13 protein-coding genes are annotated in these 16,428 nt (G+C 64.1%); 10 read left to right on the forward strand and 3 right to left on the reverse strand.

What is annotated here, in order from left to right:
- Positions 1-45: 45 nt before the first annotated feature.
- Genes AC6I6S_RS01805 through AC6I6S_RS01820 form a run of 4 tightly spaced genes read left to right on the forward strand, consistent with a single transcriptional unit; the run spans position 46 to position 4,017 of the window.
- Positions 46-1,185 (forward strand): branched-chain amino acid ABC transporter permease, encoded by a 1,140-nt coding sequence (locus AC6I6S_RS01805; protein ID WP_497948004.1) that lies wholly within the window; start codon positions 46-48, stop codon positions 1,183-1,185.
- A complete protein-coding gene (locus AC6I6S_RS01810; RefSeq protein WP_497948005.1) occupies positions 1,182-2,486 on the forward strand; it encodes a branched-chain amino acid ABC transporter permease in 1,305 nt (434 codons plus the stop codon). The genes AC6I6S_RS01805 and AC6I6S_RS01810 overlap by 4 nt, the downstream gene beginning before the upstream one ends.
- A 35-nt stretch (positions 2,487-2,521) precedes the next feature.
- Positions 2,522-3,313: an ABC transporter ATP-binding protein gene (locus AC6I6S_RS01815; protein WP_497949283.1), complete on the forward strand. Its 792-nt coding sequence runs from the start codon at positions 2,522-2,524 to the stop codon at positions 3,311-3,313.
- Positions 3,313-4,017, forward strand: a complete 705-nt coding sequence (locus AC6I6S_RS01820) for an ABC transporter ATP-binding protein (protein WP_497948006.1) — start codon at positions 3,313-3,315, stop codon at positions 4,015-4,017. Before AC6I6S_RS01815 ends, AC6I6S_RS01820 begins: the two co-directional genes overlap by 1 nt.
- A gap of 146 nt (positions 4,018-4,163) precedes the next feature.
- Here the strand turns inward: AC6I6S_RS01820 and AC6I6S_RS01825 are convergent, their stop codons facing one another.
- A complete protein-coding gene (locus AC6I6S_RS01825) occupies positions 4,164-5,468 on the reverse strand; it encodes an ABC transporter substrate-binding protein (RefSeq protein ID WP_497948007.1) in 1,305 nt (434 codons plus the stop codon).
- 231 nt (positions 5,469-5,699) lie between these two features.
- Between AC6I6S_RS01825 and AC6I6S_RS01830 the strand changes: the two genes are divergently transcribed.
- From AC6I6S_RS01830 to AC6I6S_RS01850, 5 genes are all read left to right on the forward strand, one after another.
- Positions 5,700-7,244 (forward strand): acyl-CoA carboxylase subunit beta, encoded by a 1,545-nt coding sequence (locus AC6I6S_RS01830; RefSeq protein WP_497949284.1) that lies wholly within the window; start codon positions 5,700-5,702, stop codon positions 7,242-7,244.
- Entirely contained in the window at positions 7,244-7,546 is a 303-nt protein-coding gene (locus tag AC6I6S_RS01835; RefSeq protein ID WP_497948008.1) for a DUF8022 family protein, read from the forward strand. The genes AC6I6S_RS01830 and AC6I6S_RS01835 overlap by 1 nt, the downstream gene beginning before the upstream one ends.
- 110 nt (positions 7,547-7,656) lie before the next feature.
- On the forward strand, positions 7,657-9,453 hold the full coding sequence (locus AC6I6S_RS01840) for an acetyl-CoA carboxylase biotin carboxylase subunit (RefSeq protein ID WP_497948009.1): 1,797 nt from the start codon (positions 7,657-7,659) through the stop codon (positions 9,451-9,453).
- A gap of 103 nt (positions 9,454-9,556) precedes the next feature.
- Positions 9,557-10,960 (forward strand): APC family permease, encoded by a 1,404-nt coding sequence (locus AC6I6S_RS01845; RefSeq protein ID WP_497948010.1) that lies wholly within the window; start codon positions 9,557-9,559, stop codon positions 10,958-10,960.
- Entirely contained in the window at positions 10,953-11,702 is a 750-nt protein-coding gene (locus AC6I6S_RS01850) for a universal stress protein (RefSeq protein WP_497948011.1), read from the forward strand. Before AC6I6S_RS01845 ends, AC6I6S_RS01850 begins: the two co-directional genes overlap by 8 nt.
- A gap of 11 nt (positions 11,703-11,713) precedes the next feature.
- On the opposite strand, the gene AC6I6S_RS01855 is transcribed toward AC6I6S_RS01850, so the two are convergent.
- Positions 11,714-12,955, reverse strand: a complete 1,242-nt coding sequence (locus AC6I6S_RS01855; protein ID WP_497948012.1) for a hypothetical protein — start codon at positions 12,953-12,955, stop codon at positions 11,714-11,716.
- Positions 12,956-13,140: 185 nt separating this feature from the next.
- A complete protein-coding gene (locus tag AC6I6S_RS01860; RefSeq protein WP_497948013.1) occupies positions 13,141-14,571 on the reverse strand; it encodes an O-antigen ligase family protein in 1,431 nt (476 codons plus the stop codon).
- A gap of 308 nt (positions 14,572-14,879) precedes the next feature.
- Here AC6I6S_RS01860 and AC6I6S_RS01865 point away from each other — a divergent pair, with 308 nt between their 5' ends.
- Complete coding sequence (locus AC6I6S_RS01865) at positions 14,880-16,382, forward strand: sugar transferase (protein ID WP_497948014.1); 1,503 nt, start codon at positions 14,880-14,882, stop codon at positions 16,380-16,382.
- The last annotated feature ends 46 nt before the right edge of the window (positions 16,383-16,428 follow it).

A 16,428-nucleotide genomic window follows, 5' to 3' on the forward strand; every position in this document is an offset into this window, starting at 1 on the left:
TAACACATACTCGCGGAAATAGCTCGTTGGCACGGAGGTTTATGAATGTCTACAGTAGATGAAGTGGTTAATCGGGGTCGTGAACTGACCAACGAGCAAATCTTCATGCTCGTCGTCGGATTCGGGGGGCTCCTCCTTCTCGCGGATCTGGTCATCGGGATCGCACAGGGGCGATACGGTCTCGCCCAGGTCGGTCGGTATCTCTGGCAGGGACTGATGTACGGGTTGATCATCGGTCTCGCCGGGATCGGCCTCTCGATGACGTACAGCATACTGAACTTCGCGAACTTCGCTCACGGGGATTACGTTACCTCGGGCGCGTTCATCGGCTGGGGGGTCACGTACCTCGTCGCCGGCTGGGGTGCTCTCGGGCTGAGCGGAGTGCTGGAGAACGTCGGACACCTGGCGCTCGTTGGACCCCAGCGCGGTATTGGCGGTGCACAACTCGACATCGCAATCGCGTCGACGCCGTTTGCAATTCTCGCGGGACTCGTCCTCGCGGGCGTCGGCACCGCCGCATTCGTACTGCTGATCGACCGATTCGTCTACAAACCGATGCGTGGCTCGGGCGGCATTCCGCTGTTGATCGCCAGCATCGGGGTCGCGTTCGCGCTCCGATACATCATCGTCTTCGTCTACTCCTCGCGTACGCGCGGGACGACGGCGGGTAGCGAGGTGCCGTCCACGTCGGTGTTGCTCGTCGACGGCTGGGTACAGATCAACGCACACGACGTCACGCTACTGGTCGCCGTCGTCGGACTCATGCTTGGCGTGCATCTCCTCCTCCAGCGGACGAAACTGGGGAAAGCGATGCGGGCGATGTCCGACAACCGCGATCTGGCGCTCGTGACGGGGATCCCGACCGAGCGAGTGATCCGGTGGACGTGGATCATCGGCGGCGGTCTCGCCGGCTCGGCCGGCTACCTCATGGTTCTCTGGACCGGAACGATCAACTGGCAGTTCGGCTGGCTCCTGTTGCTGTTGATCTTCGCCGCGGTGATCCTCGGTGGCATCGGATCGATCTACGGCGCGATCGTCGGCGGGCTGGTTATCGGGCTCACGATGCAGCTCTCGATGGTCTGGATGCCGAGCGCTGACTTCACGACGATCACGGCGTTCCTGATCATGATTCTCGTACTGCTGATCAAACCGTCCGGACTGTTCGGAGGGAAGACGACAGCATGAGCACCACCAACACTCGAGAACGGATGGACAAACTCTGGGAGCACGACGCGGTGAAAATCCTCGCGGTCCTCGGGGCGATCTACGTCGCCTACGCCCTCATCGGGCTGGCGCTTGGGTACTCGGTCGACGGCATCGTCAACACGCTGCGTCGACTGACCTACCTCATCGCACTGTACAGCATGGTGGTCCTGGCGTTGAACCTCCACTGGGGGTACACGGGACTGTTCAACATCGGCGTCGCGGGATTCATGGCGATCGGACTGTACGTCACGATGATGCTGGCGAAACCCGCCGATCCGACGGGTGCAGCCCAGTACGCCGGGCTCGGCCTACCGATCCCGATCGCGATGGCCGGCGGCGTGATCGCCGCGGGTCTCGCGGGGTTGATCGTCGCGATACCAGCGCTTCGACTGCGTGCGGACTATCTCGCGATCACGACCATCGCGTTCGCCGAAATCGTTCGCCTCTCGCTGACCTCGTCGGCGTTCCAGGAGTTTACGATTCTGGGGCAGTCGATGGGAACCGGCGGCGGTCGCGGCCTCATTCGCAACTACGACGATCCGATGAACGTCATCTTCCAGCTCGATGCGTTCACCAGCTTCGTCGAGCTGACCGAGAGTCTGTTCGGGTTCGGTCCCGTCCAGGCGCGGGCGCTCGCGTACTCGATGGTTCTGGTGATCGTCCTGATGGGCTTTTACTGGCTGATTCAGCGGACCAGCCGGTCGCCGTTCGGCCGCGTTCTCAAGGCGATTCGCGAGGACGAGGAGGCCGCCCAGTCGCTCGGCAAGGACACTCAGATGTTCAAGATCAAGGTGTTCGTGCTCGGCTGTGCGCTGATGGGACTCGCCGGCATCCTCTGGCGGTTCCGCCGAACGGGCGTGACGCCCGAGGCGTTCCGCCCGCACGTGACGTTCTACATCTGGATCGCGCTGATCATCGGCGGCGCCGGCTCGAACACCGGCAGCGTCCTCGGTTCCGGTCTGTTCATCGCGGTGCTGTTCGAAGGGCCGCGCTACGTCCGCCGGCTCATCGAATCGGCGATCGACGTGGGCGGTGCACCCAACACGTTCGACGGTGCGGTCGCGCCCCTCCTCTCGGCCGACCCGTTCCCCTTCCTTCGGTACGCGTTCGACGAGTTGCTGACGCTGCAGTTCGTCCTTATGGGGGTGGCGCTGATCCTCCTGATGCAACGACGCCCGCAAGGGCTGCTCGGCCATCGTGAGGAGACGGCGGCGGCGATACCGTTGATGGGGCGCCCGCCGGAGAATACCGGCGGAAAGCACGGGGGTGAGCAGTCGTGAGCGACACTACCTCCGAGACGCAGGCGACGGACGTCGTGACGACCTCCGAACCCGCGACTGACACCGAACTCGCCGTCGAGAACCTCAGAAAGAACTTCGGCGGGATCACGGCCGTCGACGGCGCGTCCTTCGAAGTGGCTTCCGGCTCGCTCACCGGCCTCATCGGTCCGAACGGCGCCGGAAAGTCGACGACGTTCAACCTGATCACGGGAATTCACCGACCCGACGCCGGAGCCGTTCGATTCCAGGGGACTGACATCACCGGCATCAAGCCCAATCAGTGCGTCGACTACGGCCTCGTCCGGACGTTCCAGATCGCCCGCGAAATGTCCGAGATGACGGTTCTCGAGAACCTGATGCTCCCCGCGAAAGATCAGTTGGGAGAGGCACTCTGGCGGTCCGTTACGCCCATCGCGAGACGCGAAGTCGAGGAACAGGAGTACGAACTGCTCGAGCGCGTCTGGGACACCCTCGAGTTCTTCGAGATCGAACACATCGCCGAGGAGAAGGCGGGGAATCTCTCGGGGGGCCAGCGGAAACTGCTCGAGATGGCCCGCGCACTGATGACCGACCCCGAGATGCTCCTGCTCGACGAGCCGTTTGCGGGGGTCAACCCCACCCTCGAGAAGAAGCTCCTGGCACACATCCACGAACTCCGCGAGGAAGGATACACGTTTCTCATCGTCGAACACGACATGGATCTCATCATGGAACACTGCGAGCACGTGATCGTCATGCACCAGGGACAGGTCCTCGCGGAGGGGACGCCCGAAGCGGTTACCTCCGACGAACAGGTGATCGAGGCCTACCTCGGGGGTGACGTCTGATGGCGATGCTCGACGTTCACGACCTGGACGCGGGCTACGGCGACCTGCAGATCCTGACCGAGGTGGACCTCGAGGTCGCGGACGAGGAGTACGTCGTGATCGTCGGTCCCAACGGCGCCGGGAAGTCGACGGCGATGAAGTCGGTGTTCGGTCTGACGACGTACATGGGCGGCACGGTCGCGTTCCAGGAGCGAGACATCACCGGTCGCTCGCCCGACGAGATCATTCACGAAGGGATCGGCTACGTCCCGCAGAACGACAACGTCTTCCCCTCGCTGACGGTCGAAGAGAACCTCGAGATGGGTGCGTACATTCTCGACGAGGTCCCCGAAGACGCTCTCGAGGCCGTCTTCGAGCAGTTCCCGGTGCTCAGGGAGCGCCGCGACCAGAAGGCAGGGACGATGAGCGGCGGCCAGCAGCAGATGGTCGCGATGGGACGGGCGCTGATGCTCGACCCCGAGTTACTGTTGCTCGACGAGCCGAGCGCCGGACTCGCGCCCGACCTGGTCGACGAGATGTTCGACCACATCGACACGATCAACGAACACGGGACCGCGGTGCTCGTCGTCGAACAGAACGCCAAGGAGGCGCTGCGACGGTGCGATCGCGGCTACGTGCTCGTCCAGGGACAGAACCGATACGTCGACACCGGCGACGCGCTGCTGAACGACGAGCAGGTTCGGCGGGACTTCCTCGGCGGATAGCGCCGGCCGATTTTTCGCGCCCAGACGGTACTGATCCTTTGTGTTGCCCGATTCACTCACGTCTCACTCGAGCGACGGACCGACGATTCTCGAACGCAGGGCTAACTGGGGGCTGTGACGCTCGAAAAAGCGGCTCCGGTCGATGCTCAGTCGGAGAGCGCCGACTCGAGTTCGCCGGTGTACGATCCCTGCTCCGGTTCGAACGAGACTTCCTGGAGGACCTCGCCTCCGTTCTCCTCGAAGGACTCCGCGAACTGCTCGGAGAGTTGCTGGCCGTAGTCGTTGTTGACGTACAGCGTCGCTGCGGTCCCCGCACCGAGTTCGTCGGACGACACGTCCGCCATGACCTGTCCCTGGAGGAGGTCACTGGGAGCGGTCCGGAAGAAGTAGCCGTCGTCTTCGATGTTCGAGAGGCTGAGTGCCGTACTCGCCGGCGAACACTGGACGACGTTCGCGCCGCTGGTGACGCCGGTCAGCGGAACCGAGTTCCCGGAGGAGGCGGCCCCGATGATCGACGGGTAACCGGCGTCGATGAGCGACTCGCCCGCGCTGATCGTCGTGTCCTCGTCGGTCTGGGTGTCCTCGACCGCGAGGTCGATGTCGAAGACGCCCTCGAACTGGTCGACGGCGAGTTCGCCGGCCTGGATCATCAGACTCCCGAGTTCGCCGAGGTCGCCCGTCTGCGGGAGCAGAATGCTGACGCTCACTTCGTCGCGGTCGGTACCACCGGTGACCTCGTCGGCCGCCTCGCCGCCCGGCTCCTGGCCCTCGAACTCCAGCGTATCGGAGGTTTCGGTGCCGTCGTCGGTGAAGTTCCAGATGTCATAGGCGGCCTCTGCGGGGTCGCCGACGTCGTCGAAGTCGACGGCGCTCGAGGCGCCCTGGTAGTTGATCGACTCGCCGTCGGCGACGGCTTCGGCAGCTTCTTCGAGTTCCCCCGGACCGTACTCGTCGCCGTTGGGATTGGCGATGTTACGCACCTGCATCTTGAGCGCCTCGCCGTCGTTGTCGCCCGCGGCGATGTTCGCGAGGATGCACACCGCGACGGCGTCGAACGTGTGTGAGTTGAAGACGCCAGCAGTCTGCCCGTACTCGTCCTCGTACAGTTCCTCGAAGGCGTCTTCGTTCGGTCCGGCCGAGGAGGGTGCCGTTCCGGTGACGTTCCCCATGTCCTGACCGACTTCCCCCGGCAGCGCATCGTCGCGAAGGCCGTCCGGAACGATGATCTCCGTCCCGGTGTCGTAATTGGAGTAGAAGTCACGGAAGATCTGGACGCCACTCTGTGGGTAACCGATGATGTTCAACACGTCGGGTCCATCCCCACCCCCGTTCCCATCCCCCGTTTCGTCGTCGTCGACCTCTCCCTCGTCACCGATACAGCCGGCGAGGGACATCGCACCGACTGCGGCCATACCCTTCACCACTGTTCGACGGTTGGTCTGCGATACCATACTCCTAAGAGTTGGCTTCTCATATATAAACGCAGTGCAGAATATCGGTTTGTTTTTATTGGATCGACGACGGATCATGATCGCTACCGGTCGATCATCCTCGCGCCACCGGCTCAAGTCCAGACCCGGCTCCGTGTCGGGGCGACCGAGCATACCAGTTGCAGAACGTTTTTCCTCCCCGTTGCCGTTGTGCCCGCCAATGACTCACCACGGGAGGGCGACGCGATGACGATGGAGGACCGCATCGAGGAACTCGAGGAACTCCGTGAGGAGGCGTTGCTCGGGGGCGGCGAGGACCGGATCGAGCGCCAGCACGAGAAGGGGAAGATGACCGCCCGCGAGCGGGTCGAGTACTTCCTCGACGAGGACACGTTCACCGAGTTCGACCAGCTTCGGACCCACCAGACGAACAACTTCGGGATGGAAGAACGGAAGATCCTCGGCGACGGGGTCGTTACCGGTTACGGCGAGGTCAATGGCCGCACCGTCTTCGTCTTCGCCCACGACTTCACGGTCTTCGGGGGCTCCCTGGGCGAGGTGTTCGCCGAGAAGATCACCAAGGTGATGGATATGGCGATGGAGGTCGGCGCGCCGATCGTCGGTCTCAACGACTCCGCGGGGGCGCGAATTCAGGAGGGCGTGAAATCGCTCGCCGGCTTCACCGAAATCTTCCGTCGGAACCAGGAAGCGAGCGGCGTCGTTCCCCAGATCTCGGCGATCATGGGCCCCTGTGCCGGCGGTGCGGTCTACTCACCGTCGATCACGGACTTCATCTTCATGGTGAAGGACACGAGCCACATGTACATCACCGGTCCCGGCGTCACGAAGACCGTCACCGGCGAGGACGTCACCCACGAGGAACTCGGCGGAGCGATGACCCACGCCGGCAAGACCGGCGTCGCCCAGTTCGCCTGCCAGTCGGAGGAGCAGGCGCTCGACGATATCAAACGGCTCCTGTCGTACCTGCCACAGAACAACGTCGAGGACCCGCCGCGGGTCGATCCCTGGGACGACCCTGATCGGCGCGACGACGAGTTAAAATCGATCGTTCCGGACAGCCCCCAGAAACCGTACGATATGACGGACGTTATCGATAGCGTGGTCGACGAGGGCTCTTTCTTCGAGGTCGCCGACAACTTCGCGAAGAACATCGTCGTCGGCTTCGGCCGGCTCGACGGCCGCTCGGTGGGGCTCGTGGCGAACCAGCCGCGGGTCAACGCCGGCACGCTGACCGTCGACGCCTCGATGAAGGGCTCGAGATTCGTCCGCTTCTGTGACTCGTTTAATATCCCGATCGTCACCTTCGTCGACGTCCCCGGCTACATGCCCGGCACCGACCAGGAACACAGCGGGATCATCCGTCACGGCGCAAAGTTGCTCTACGCCTACTCCGAAGCGACGGTACCCTTGCTGACGGTCATCACGCGTAAGGCCTACGGCGGCGCCTACTGTGTCATGGCCTCGAAGAACCTCGGCGCGGACGTCAACTACGCCTGGCCGACCGCCGAGATCGCCGTCATGGGGCCCCAGGGGGCGGTCAACATCCTCTACCGCGAGGAACTCGCAGAGTCCGACGACCCAGACGCGCTCCGGGACGAACTCATCGAGGAGTACCGCGAAGAGTTCGCGAACCCGTACACCGCGACCGACAAAGGCTTTCTCGACGACGTTATCCACCCCACCGAAACCCGGCTTCGGCTGATCGACGACCTCGAGATGCTCGAGACGAAGCGCGAACAGAACCCCGACAAGAAACACGGCAACATCCCCCTCTGATGGCCCGACAGACGGAGACACCCGACGCGGAGTCGGCGGTGGTCGAACGCGAGGCGGTCAGCCTCGAGATTCCCGACGACGCAGACGACGACGAGGCGGCCGCCATCGTCGCCGCCATCGGTGCGCACGTCCGCGACCTCGAACTCGCGGCTGCCGCGGCCGAGGACGAGGAGGACGGCTGGGATGGCAAACGCTGGGCGTACGCCGGTCGACTCCGGGCGCAGCAACGACGCAGCGCGCGCGTTCCGACGACGGCACCCACGGATCCGTGGACTGCGGCGGGTCGGACGGACCGGTTCTGAGTCAGGCGATACCCGTGGGGCGGCGCGGGCGTCAACTCCTGTCTGCAACTCGGTTGACAATCCTCGTTACGAAAAAGTAAGGTAGGGCGCCACTGACGATTCGAACAGGAATGTTCCGGAAGGTTCTCGTAGCCAATCGCGGCGAGATCGCTGTCAGAGTGATGCGAGCGTGCGAAGAGTTGAACGTCGGTACCGTTGCGGTCTACTCCGAAGCGGACTCCGAGTCGGGACACGTGCGGTACGCCGACGAGGCGTACAACATCGGTCCGGCGCGGGCGGCCGACTCGTATCTCGACCACGACGCCGTTATCGAGGCCGCACGGAAGGCCGACGCCGACGCGATCCATCCCGGTTACGGCTTCCTCGCGGAGAACGCCGCGTTCGCCGCGAAAGTCGAGGCCGAAGACGGGATCACGTGGATTGGCCCCTCGAGCGAGTCGATGGAAACCCTCGGCGAGAAAACGAAGGCCCGCCGGGTTATGAACGACGCCGACGTCCCCATCGTCCCCGGGACCACGGACCCGGTCACCGATCCAGACGAGGTTCGGGCGTTCGGCGAGGAACACGGCTATCCCATCGCGATCAAGGCAGAGGGCGGTGGCGGCGGCCGCGGAATGAAGGTCGTCGAGGACGAGAGCGAGGTCGCGGATCAACTCGAGAGCGCCCAGCGGGAGGGTGAGGCGTACTTCGACAACGACTCCGTGTACCTCGAGCGCTACCTCGAAGCGCCGCGTCACATCGAGGTCCAGATCATCGCCGACCGGCAGGGGAACGTCCGCCACCTCGGGGAGCGGGACTGTTCGCTCCAGCGCCGCCACCAGAAGGTGATCGAGGAGGGTCCCTCGCCGGCGCTCGACGACGACATGCGCGAGCGGATCGGCGAGGCCGCCCGCCGCGGGGTCAAAGCCTCCGATTACGTCAACGCCGGCACCGTCGAATTCCTCGTCGAGGGGGGCGAGTTCTACTTCCTCGAGGTCAACACCCGGATCCAGGTCGAACACTGCGTCACCGAGGAGATCACGGGCATCGACATCGTGAAGTGGCAGATCCGGGTCGCGGCGGGCGAAGAACTCGCCTTCAGCCAGGAGGACGTCGAGATCGACGGCCACGCGATGGAGTTCCGGATCAACGCCGAGAACGCGGCCAAGGAGTTCCAGCCGGCACCCGGCGGAAAACTCACGACGTACGATCCGCCGGGCGGCGTCGGCGTCCGTCTCGACGACGCCCTGCGCCAGGGCGATACGATCGTCACGGACTACGACTCGATGATCGCGAAGCTCATCGTTCACGGCGAGGACCGCAGCGAGTGTATCGCCCGCTCGCTACGCGCGCTTCGCGAGTACGATATCGAGGGCGTGACGACGATCGTCCCGTTCCACCGACTGATGCTCTCGGACGAGACGTTCGTCGCCGGCGAACACACCACGAAGTACCTGGACGAGGAACTCGATCGAAGCCGGATCGAGGAAGCTCAGGCCCAGTGGGGAACCGAAGAGGCGGCGGCTGGCGACGACGAGGAGGTCGTCGAGCGAGAGTTCACCGTCGAGGTCAACGGCAAGCGCTTCGAGGTCAACTTAGAAGAGCGCGGTGCGGCGACGCTGCCGACCGCCAGCGGTGGAAACAGCGGGAGCGGTGGGCGCCCGGAACCCGCCGGTGGCGACTCCGGCAGCGCCGAGGCCGCAATCGAGGGCGACGGCGAGCGCGTCACCGCCGAGATGCAGGGGACGATCCTCTCGGTCGAGGTCGAAGAGGGCCAGGAGGTCGCCGCCGGCGACGTGCTGGTCGTCCTCGAGGCGATGAAGATGGAGAACGACGTCGTCGCCTCCCGCGGCGGAACGGTGAGCCAGATCGCCGTCGCGGAAGGCGAAAGCGTCGACATGGGCGATCCGTTGGTCGTCCTCGAGTAACGGCGACGGCAAACCGACTCCCGGCGTCGGGAATCCGTAGAATACCATCCTGGCTTCTGTTTTCCGGGTGCAACCATTTGAGTCTCGACGGTGAACTGACGGTATGGCTGACACCAGTGGACCGTCCTCCGAGGTATCCGTCACCGACGACGCGACGCGTCACGAGGGTGGGACGGAACTCGAGCGGACGATCGGACTGAAGGGCGGACTCTCGATCGGTGTCGGGACGATGATCGGCGCGGGTATCTTCGTCTTTCCCGGTCTCGCGGCGGGACAGGCGGGCCCGGCCGCCGCCCTGTCGTTCGCACTCGGCGCCGTCATCGCTCTCCTGGTCGCGTTGCCGACCTCGGAACTGGCGACGGCGATGCCCCGAAGCGGCGGCGGTTACTACTTCATCTCCCGCGGGCTGGGGCCGCTGCTCGGCGCGGTCGTGGGAATCAGCCTCTGGCTGGGGCTGGTGTTCGCCTCGGCGTTCTACCTCGTCGGCTTCGGCGAGTACGCGCTGGCCGTTCTCATCGAGGCCGGCGTCCCGCTGGGCGGTTGGGGACCGATTGTCCCGGTCCTCGGCGTGTTCGGCGGCGTCGTCCTGACGGCGATGAGCGTCGGCGGCACCGAGAACACGACCGCACTCCAGAACGCCATCGTCGGGCTGTTGCTCGTCATCCTCACGCTGTTTCTCGCCTACGGCGGCCTCGATTCACTCGGCGTCGTCGGCGGCGAAACGGTCCCCGAGCAGTTCGCACCCTACGGCGCGTTTCCGATCCTGACGACGGCCGCGCTGGTGTTCACATCGTACCTCGGCTTCGCACAGGTCGCGACCGTCGCCGGCGAAATCACCGACCCTGGACGCAATCTTCCCCTCGCCATGGTCGGATCGGTCGTCGTCGTCGGCGTCTTTTACGTCGCCACGATCTTCGTCGCGACCAGTGCGCTGGGCAGCGAAGCACTCGAGGCGGCGGGCGAAACGGCGATCGTCGAGGTCGCCCGCGAGTTCTTCGGTCTCCCCGGCGCGATCGCAATTCTCCTCGCGGGACTGCTCGCGACCGTCTCCTCTGCGAACGCCTCGATCCTGTCGGCCTCGCGGGCGCTGTACGCGACGAGCCGGGATGCGCTGGTCCCGCCACAGGCCAGTCGCGTCAATCTACGGTACGGGACGCCTCACATCGCGCTGATGCTCGTCGGCGGCCCCGTCGTCGTGCTCGTCGCGACCGGCCAGACGGAACTGCTCGCGGAGGTCGCCTCGTTTCTCCACCTCGTTATGTACGGGCTGATCTGCGTGACGCTGCTCGTCGTGCGCCGTCGTGATCCGGACTGGTACCGGCCAAGTTTCACCGTTCCGGGATACCCGGTCGTTCCGATCGTGGGCGCGCTCGCGAGTTTCGGTCTGATCGCCTTTATGCAACCGCTCTCGATGATCATCGGTATCGGAGTGGTCGCCGGCGCCGTCGGCTGGTACAGCTATTACGCTCGAGACGTAACGTTCGAGGAAGGTGTCTCAGATGAGTGAGGACGACGGCAACAGGGTGTTGATCCCCGTCGAGATCCTTCGCGGACAGACGATACCCGATGCCGTCATCGAGACGTTCGCGTCGATTCCGGTCGTCCTGCTCGGCTACCACAAGATTCCCGAGCAGACCGCGCCCGGCCAGGCCCGTCTCCAGTTCGAATCGAAGGCCCAGACCGAACTGGCCGAACTCGAGTCGGTGTTCGAGGACGAAGGCGGCGACGTCACGACTCGACTCGTATTCACTCACAAACCGATGAAGACGTTCGAGCGGATCGCCGTCGAACTCGAGTGCGATTCGATCCTCCTGCTCAACCCGGCACCCAGACTCGAACGCGTCCTGGTCCCGATCCGCGGCGACGTCAACGTCGAGAACATCGCCCGTCTCGTCGGTCAGGTGATGGCCGGCACGCACGCGGAGGTGACGCTCCTGCACGTCGCCCCGGACGACGACCATCGGCAGTCAGGGGACGAACTTCTCGAGAGCGCAGGGCAGGTCCTGCAAGACACCGGGGTTCCGGAGCCCTGGATCGAGCAGGAGGTCGTCGTCGACGACGACCCGCTCGAGGTGATTCTGGAGGCGGCCGACGACCACGACATGGTCGTCCTGGGCGAGGACCGACCCTCGGTCCGGAACCTGGTCTTCGGCGACACCTCCGAACGGATCGCCGACAGCGCCGTCTGCCCGGTGCTGGTGGTTCGCCGTCACTACCTCGAGACCGACTCGTCGGCTCCGGAGGAGTAGCGCCCGGGCGGTTACACCCGTTCTCGGAGCGCCCAGACGTCCTCGGTCGGCTCGAGACGGTGCGGTTCACGCCCGCGCCGGGTGAGAATTCCCGTGTGGTACAGCATCGCCTTCAGCTGGAACACCGTCGGCGCGTGGTAGATCTCCCCGTTCTCGAGCGCCTCGGGACGAAGTTCGCCGTCGGAGTCGAGAACGCGACGCCGAACTGCCTCGTCTCCCCGAACGAACAGTTCGACGGTGAACGCCGGGTGAAGCACGTGAAGGTACTCGACGAGGTCGACCAGCGTCGGTTCGGGAACCCCGTCCTCGTTGAGCGCCTCGAGTTCCTCGACCAGCAGCGTCGTTGCAGGGTAAGCGAAGACGACTCGTCGGGCGAGTTCGCCCCACGCCGGTGCGAGGTCCACGAACCGCTTTCGGGAGCGGTACCAGTCGGCAAACGTCTCCAGGGCTGCCCGCGGCGAGCCGTGGTTACGAATTCCGAACCGGACGATTTCTCGCCCGAGCGGGGTCAGCGAGAGACCGCTCGCGCTCTCTTCGACGAGTCCGAGAAACGCCGCCCCGCGGCGGGCCTCGTCGACAGCACCGACGACCCGGTGCTCTGTCAGGACGTCTCCCGTCGGTTCGTCGACGACGTGGGCCAGCGGGTAGCCGAGGTAGTTCTTCGGATGATTGAGCCCGAACGACTGGTCCGTGACCCCCTGCGCACTCGCCTGAAACCGGATCGCGTTCGCGTCGCTCGTCGACCGGGCGCCGACGACCCGTGGCGTCTCCAGAGCCGACACCCGTCCCCCCGCCGAGACGCCGAGAACGCCGACGTTGAGTTCTCGAGCGAGGCTTCGATCGGTCTGTGAGATCGCCTCGTGCGGTGCTGCGAGATACGCCGCGTTTGCCTCGCCGAGCCGGTCGTACGCCTGGACGATTCCCCGGTGAGTGTCGACGCCCGCCCCCGTGGTGTACCCCTTCGCCTCGACGGCGACCAGCGGCGGGGAGTCGCCGAGCCGGTCGACGGCGAGAAGCTCCGAATCGAGCGTTCCTACGCCGACCAGGTCGGGGTAGCCGCCGCCGAGTTGGACGCGGTTGAACGGCGCGAGCGCCTCGCGGACGGACTCTGCGATCGGTTCCGCCTCGAGCCAGCGGTCGGTTGCGAACTGCGTGTCGACGACCGCGTACGTCCCCGTCGCACTCGACTCGGGAAACAGGCGCCGCTTCGCGTGTGCGAGAACGTGTGGCTCCGACAGCGCCGCAGCGGACATACGTTCAGATTCGGGAACAGTCCCTTGAACGTTCAGGTTTCGCCCCCGGTTTCCGGTCGAAGGGTCTCTGCAAACCCGTGGTTCGGTCGTCGCGCGACCGCCACCTGTACTCCAAAAACGGTACATCGGGACTGGCTAGATCGTTCCAACGAACCTGATTGAATCCCCCGATATCGTGGAAGCGGCTATTCGCGGCCGAATAGCAGGTAGCCGACGGCGAGCGTGGCCAGCACCGATCCGATCGACCACTGAAAGAGGGTGTAGGCCTCGAACAGCTGGTGAACCGCCCAGCCGATCGCGAACGCGAGCATTCCGACGTTGACCTCCCGGTAGCGAATCGTCCCGAGGACGGTGCTGCCGACGACCAGGGCGAGATATGCGAGACCGGCGACGAGCCCGCCGCGGAGGAAGATGGAGAGATAGGAGTTGTGTGGACTCCACGTCCTGTCGCCCGGCATGTACGGTTCGATGAGCAACGCTGGGTCGACGGTTCCGGCACCGAGCAACACGGGACCGTCGCGGAACGCCTGGACGCTCGCCCACCAGAGATCGAACCGATTGTTCGCGTCGATGCCGATGAGTTCGAAGTACATCGTCAAGAGAAACGCACCAAGTCCTGCGAGCAGCGTGACGACCGCGACAGGGACCGCGATTCGACCGACGGCGGCGTAGGCTGCGTAGATCCCCAGACAGATCATCGACGCCAGCATCGCCGCTCGAGCGTTCGAGAGAAAGACACCAACACCGTTGAGTACGGCGAGGACTCCAAACACTGCCGCCAACCCCACGTAACCGTCTCTGAACGTTCGGTGGAACTCGATCGCCGCACCCGTGAGTCCGGCGAAGGCGACCAGTCCGAGTGCGTTGGGGTTCACGAAGAACGACTGCATCGTGTTCACCTCGAGTTCCAGCCCCGGAACGGACGGGGAACCGTGCCACTGCTGGACCTCGAGAAACCACAGCGAGTACTCGCCGATGGCGTAGGTCAGCAAGCCGAGAACGACGGTGACCGCCGAGAGCCAGCTCATCAACCAGAGAAAGACTCGTTCCGGGACGAGCCGGGGGATCAACAGAAGGTTGCCGCCCATGATCACCGCAGCCCAGATCGGCCACCGGGCACGGGCGCTCGTGGGGTATGCAGCCAGCGTGTGGTAGAGGAAGACGCCGACGATCACGAGAAAGCAGCCGACAGCCGCCCACTCGAGCGGTGAGTAGCGTTCGGCCGCTCCGCAGGTGATGAAGAAGGCGGCGATTGCAAGAAAGACAACGAGGATCTCGAGGGAGCGACTGGGGCCGAGCCCGAGCGCGTCGGCTCGACTCTGATAGAGGATCGCCATGAGTAGAAACGCCAATCCGACGACCGTAAGAAAGGCGATCTGTAACCGGCCGGTCGTTTCGTCTCCGTCGACCAGTTGCCGCCAGCCAAGAAGCCCGACTCCCAGCAGGACGTATCCCGTTGCGATCTGCCAGGGATGGACGTTTCCAGTCGCGTGCGAAACGAACACACCGGTGAGATAGAGGGAGAAGAGGAGATATGCCGCCCCATTAATGACTTGATCGGCCTGCCAGTTCGAAAAGATTCCCCCGGTTGTAGGTGTACGTTCGATTCCGCCCATTGTCACACCCAACAGCGTTCACTCCAATAAACATTGGTTTAGAGACATTCCATCGAAACCAAAACGTTGGGGCCCACGGAGCGGTGATCGGGAGAGAGGTCGGGTTTCGCCCTGGTGGCCTGTTGCCAGTCCGAGTTATGCCCATCCTATGTACGTCGGCACCCGGTTGGCTGCTGGTCGACGGTCGAACGGAGGGGGCGCCGCCGTTCGACAGGGGGCTGCCGATTCGAAAGCCACACGTTTTAGTTGCGATCTAAATTCGTGGACTGTAACAGCTCTTATGAGACGGGGGCTGTAATCCGGGATTAATGCTGACTGGGTGGCGCTATCGGATCTTTGGTGCAACCGGAGCGGTGCTGATAGTCGTTGCTGCGGTGTTACTGGCAAATCAGGAGGCGACGCAGGTGTTGTTCACGACGTACGTTCCGGTTTTTAACCGCCTCGACCCGGAACTTCTCGAGGGGCGGGAGCTCGCGTGGGCCGTACTGCTCAGCGTGCTGGCGATGGGGCTGAGCCTGATCCCGCTGTATAAACCCCAGCCGCGGCGGTTCCTGGACACGGTCTTTATCACCCAACAGCGCGTCGTCACCGGCGGTTTCGCACTGGCTACGCTGGGCTACTTCAACTGGTCGTACCGACTTCCGCGTGCGACGCTCACGATGACCGTCGCCTCTCTCGTCGTCGCGTTGCCGACCTGGTTCGTCTGGATTCGGCTCAGACCCTCGCCATCGATGGGGCGCACGCTGATCGTCGGTAACGACATGGAACAGCTTCAGCGGGTCGTTCCCGAAATCGAGACGCCGGTGATCGGCTACCTCTGTCCGACGATCGCGGAGCCGAAGACTCACGATCCCGAGTCCGCCCCACTCACGGACGGTGGAAGCACGACCGGCGGACTGGACGCCGGAGAACATGATCTCGAGACGATAACCGACGAGATCGACGAACTCGGGCGGATCGGCGCGCTTCCCCGCCTCGGCGGGCTCTCACGGCTCGAGGACACGCTCGTCCAGTACGACGTCGATACGGCCGTACTCGCGTTCAGCCGGGCCGATCGCGCGGAGTTCTTCGGCGCGCTCGATGCCTGCCACGAACACGGGGTTAACGCCAAGGTCCACCGCGATTACGCCGACAGCGTGCTGGTTTCGGAGGGTGCAGTCGGTGAACTCGTCGACGTGGACCTCGAGCCCTGGGATCCACAGGATCACCTGTTCAAGCGGCTGTTCGACGTCGTCTTTGCCGTGTGTGGACTGATTGCGCTCGCGCCGCTGATGGCCGCTATTGCCGTTGCAATCAAACTCGATAGCCCCGGCCCGGTGCTCTACAGCCAGAAACGAACCGCCGGCTTCGGTGAGACGTTCCCCATCTACAAGTTCCGGTCGATGGTTCCGGACGGTGAATCGGCGGCTCCGACTGAAGACGAAGAGAACGATCGGATCACGCGTGTCGGACGGATTCTGCGAAAGACGCATCTGGACGAACTCCCGCAACTGTGGTCGATCTTCGTCGGCGATATGAGCGTCGTGGGTCCGCGCGCGGCCTGGACCGACGAGGAGTTGCTGCTCGAGCAGGAGGCCAGTTCGTGGCGAAAGCGGTGGTTCGTCAAACCCGGGTTGACGGGCCTGGCACAGATCAACGACGCCAAGAGTACGAACCCGGAGGCGAAGCTTCGATACGATCTCGAGTACATCGCTACTCAGTCGTTCTGGTTCGATATGAAACTCGTGATCAGACAGCTCTGGAAGGTCGCCGTCGATGTCGCGATCCTCCTTCGATCGAAAAACGAGGACTATTCCGAGGACGCTGAGTAAAATCGAGCCTTCGCAGTTGGGTGTGTCAGAGGCACAGACACAGAAG

Source organism: Natrononativus sp. DTA114 (genome assembly GCF_059736515.1).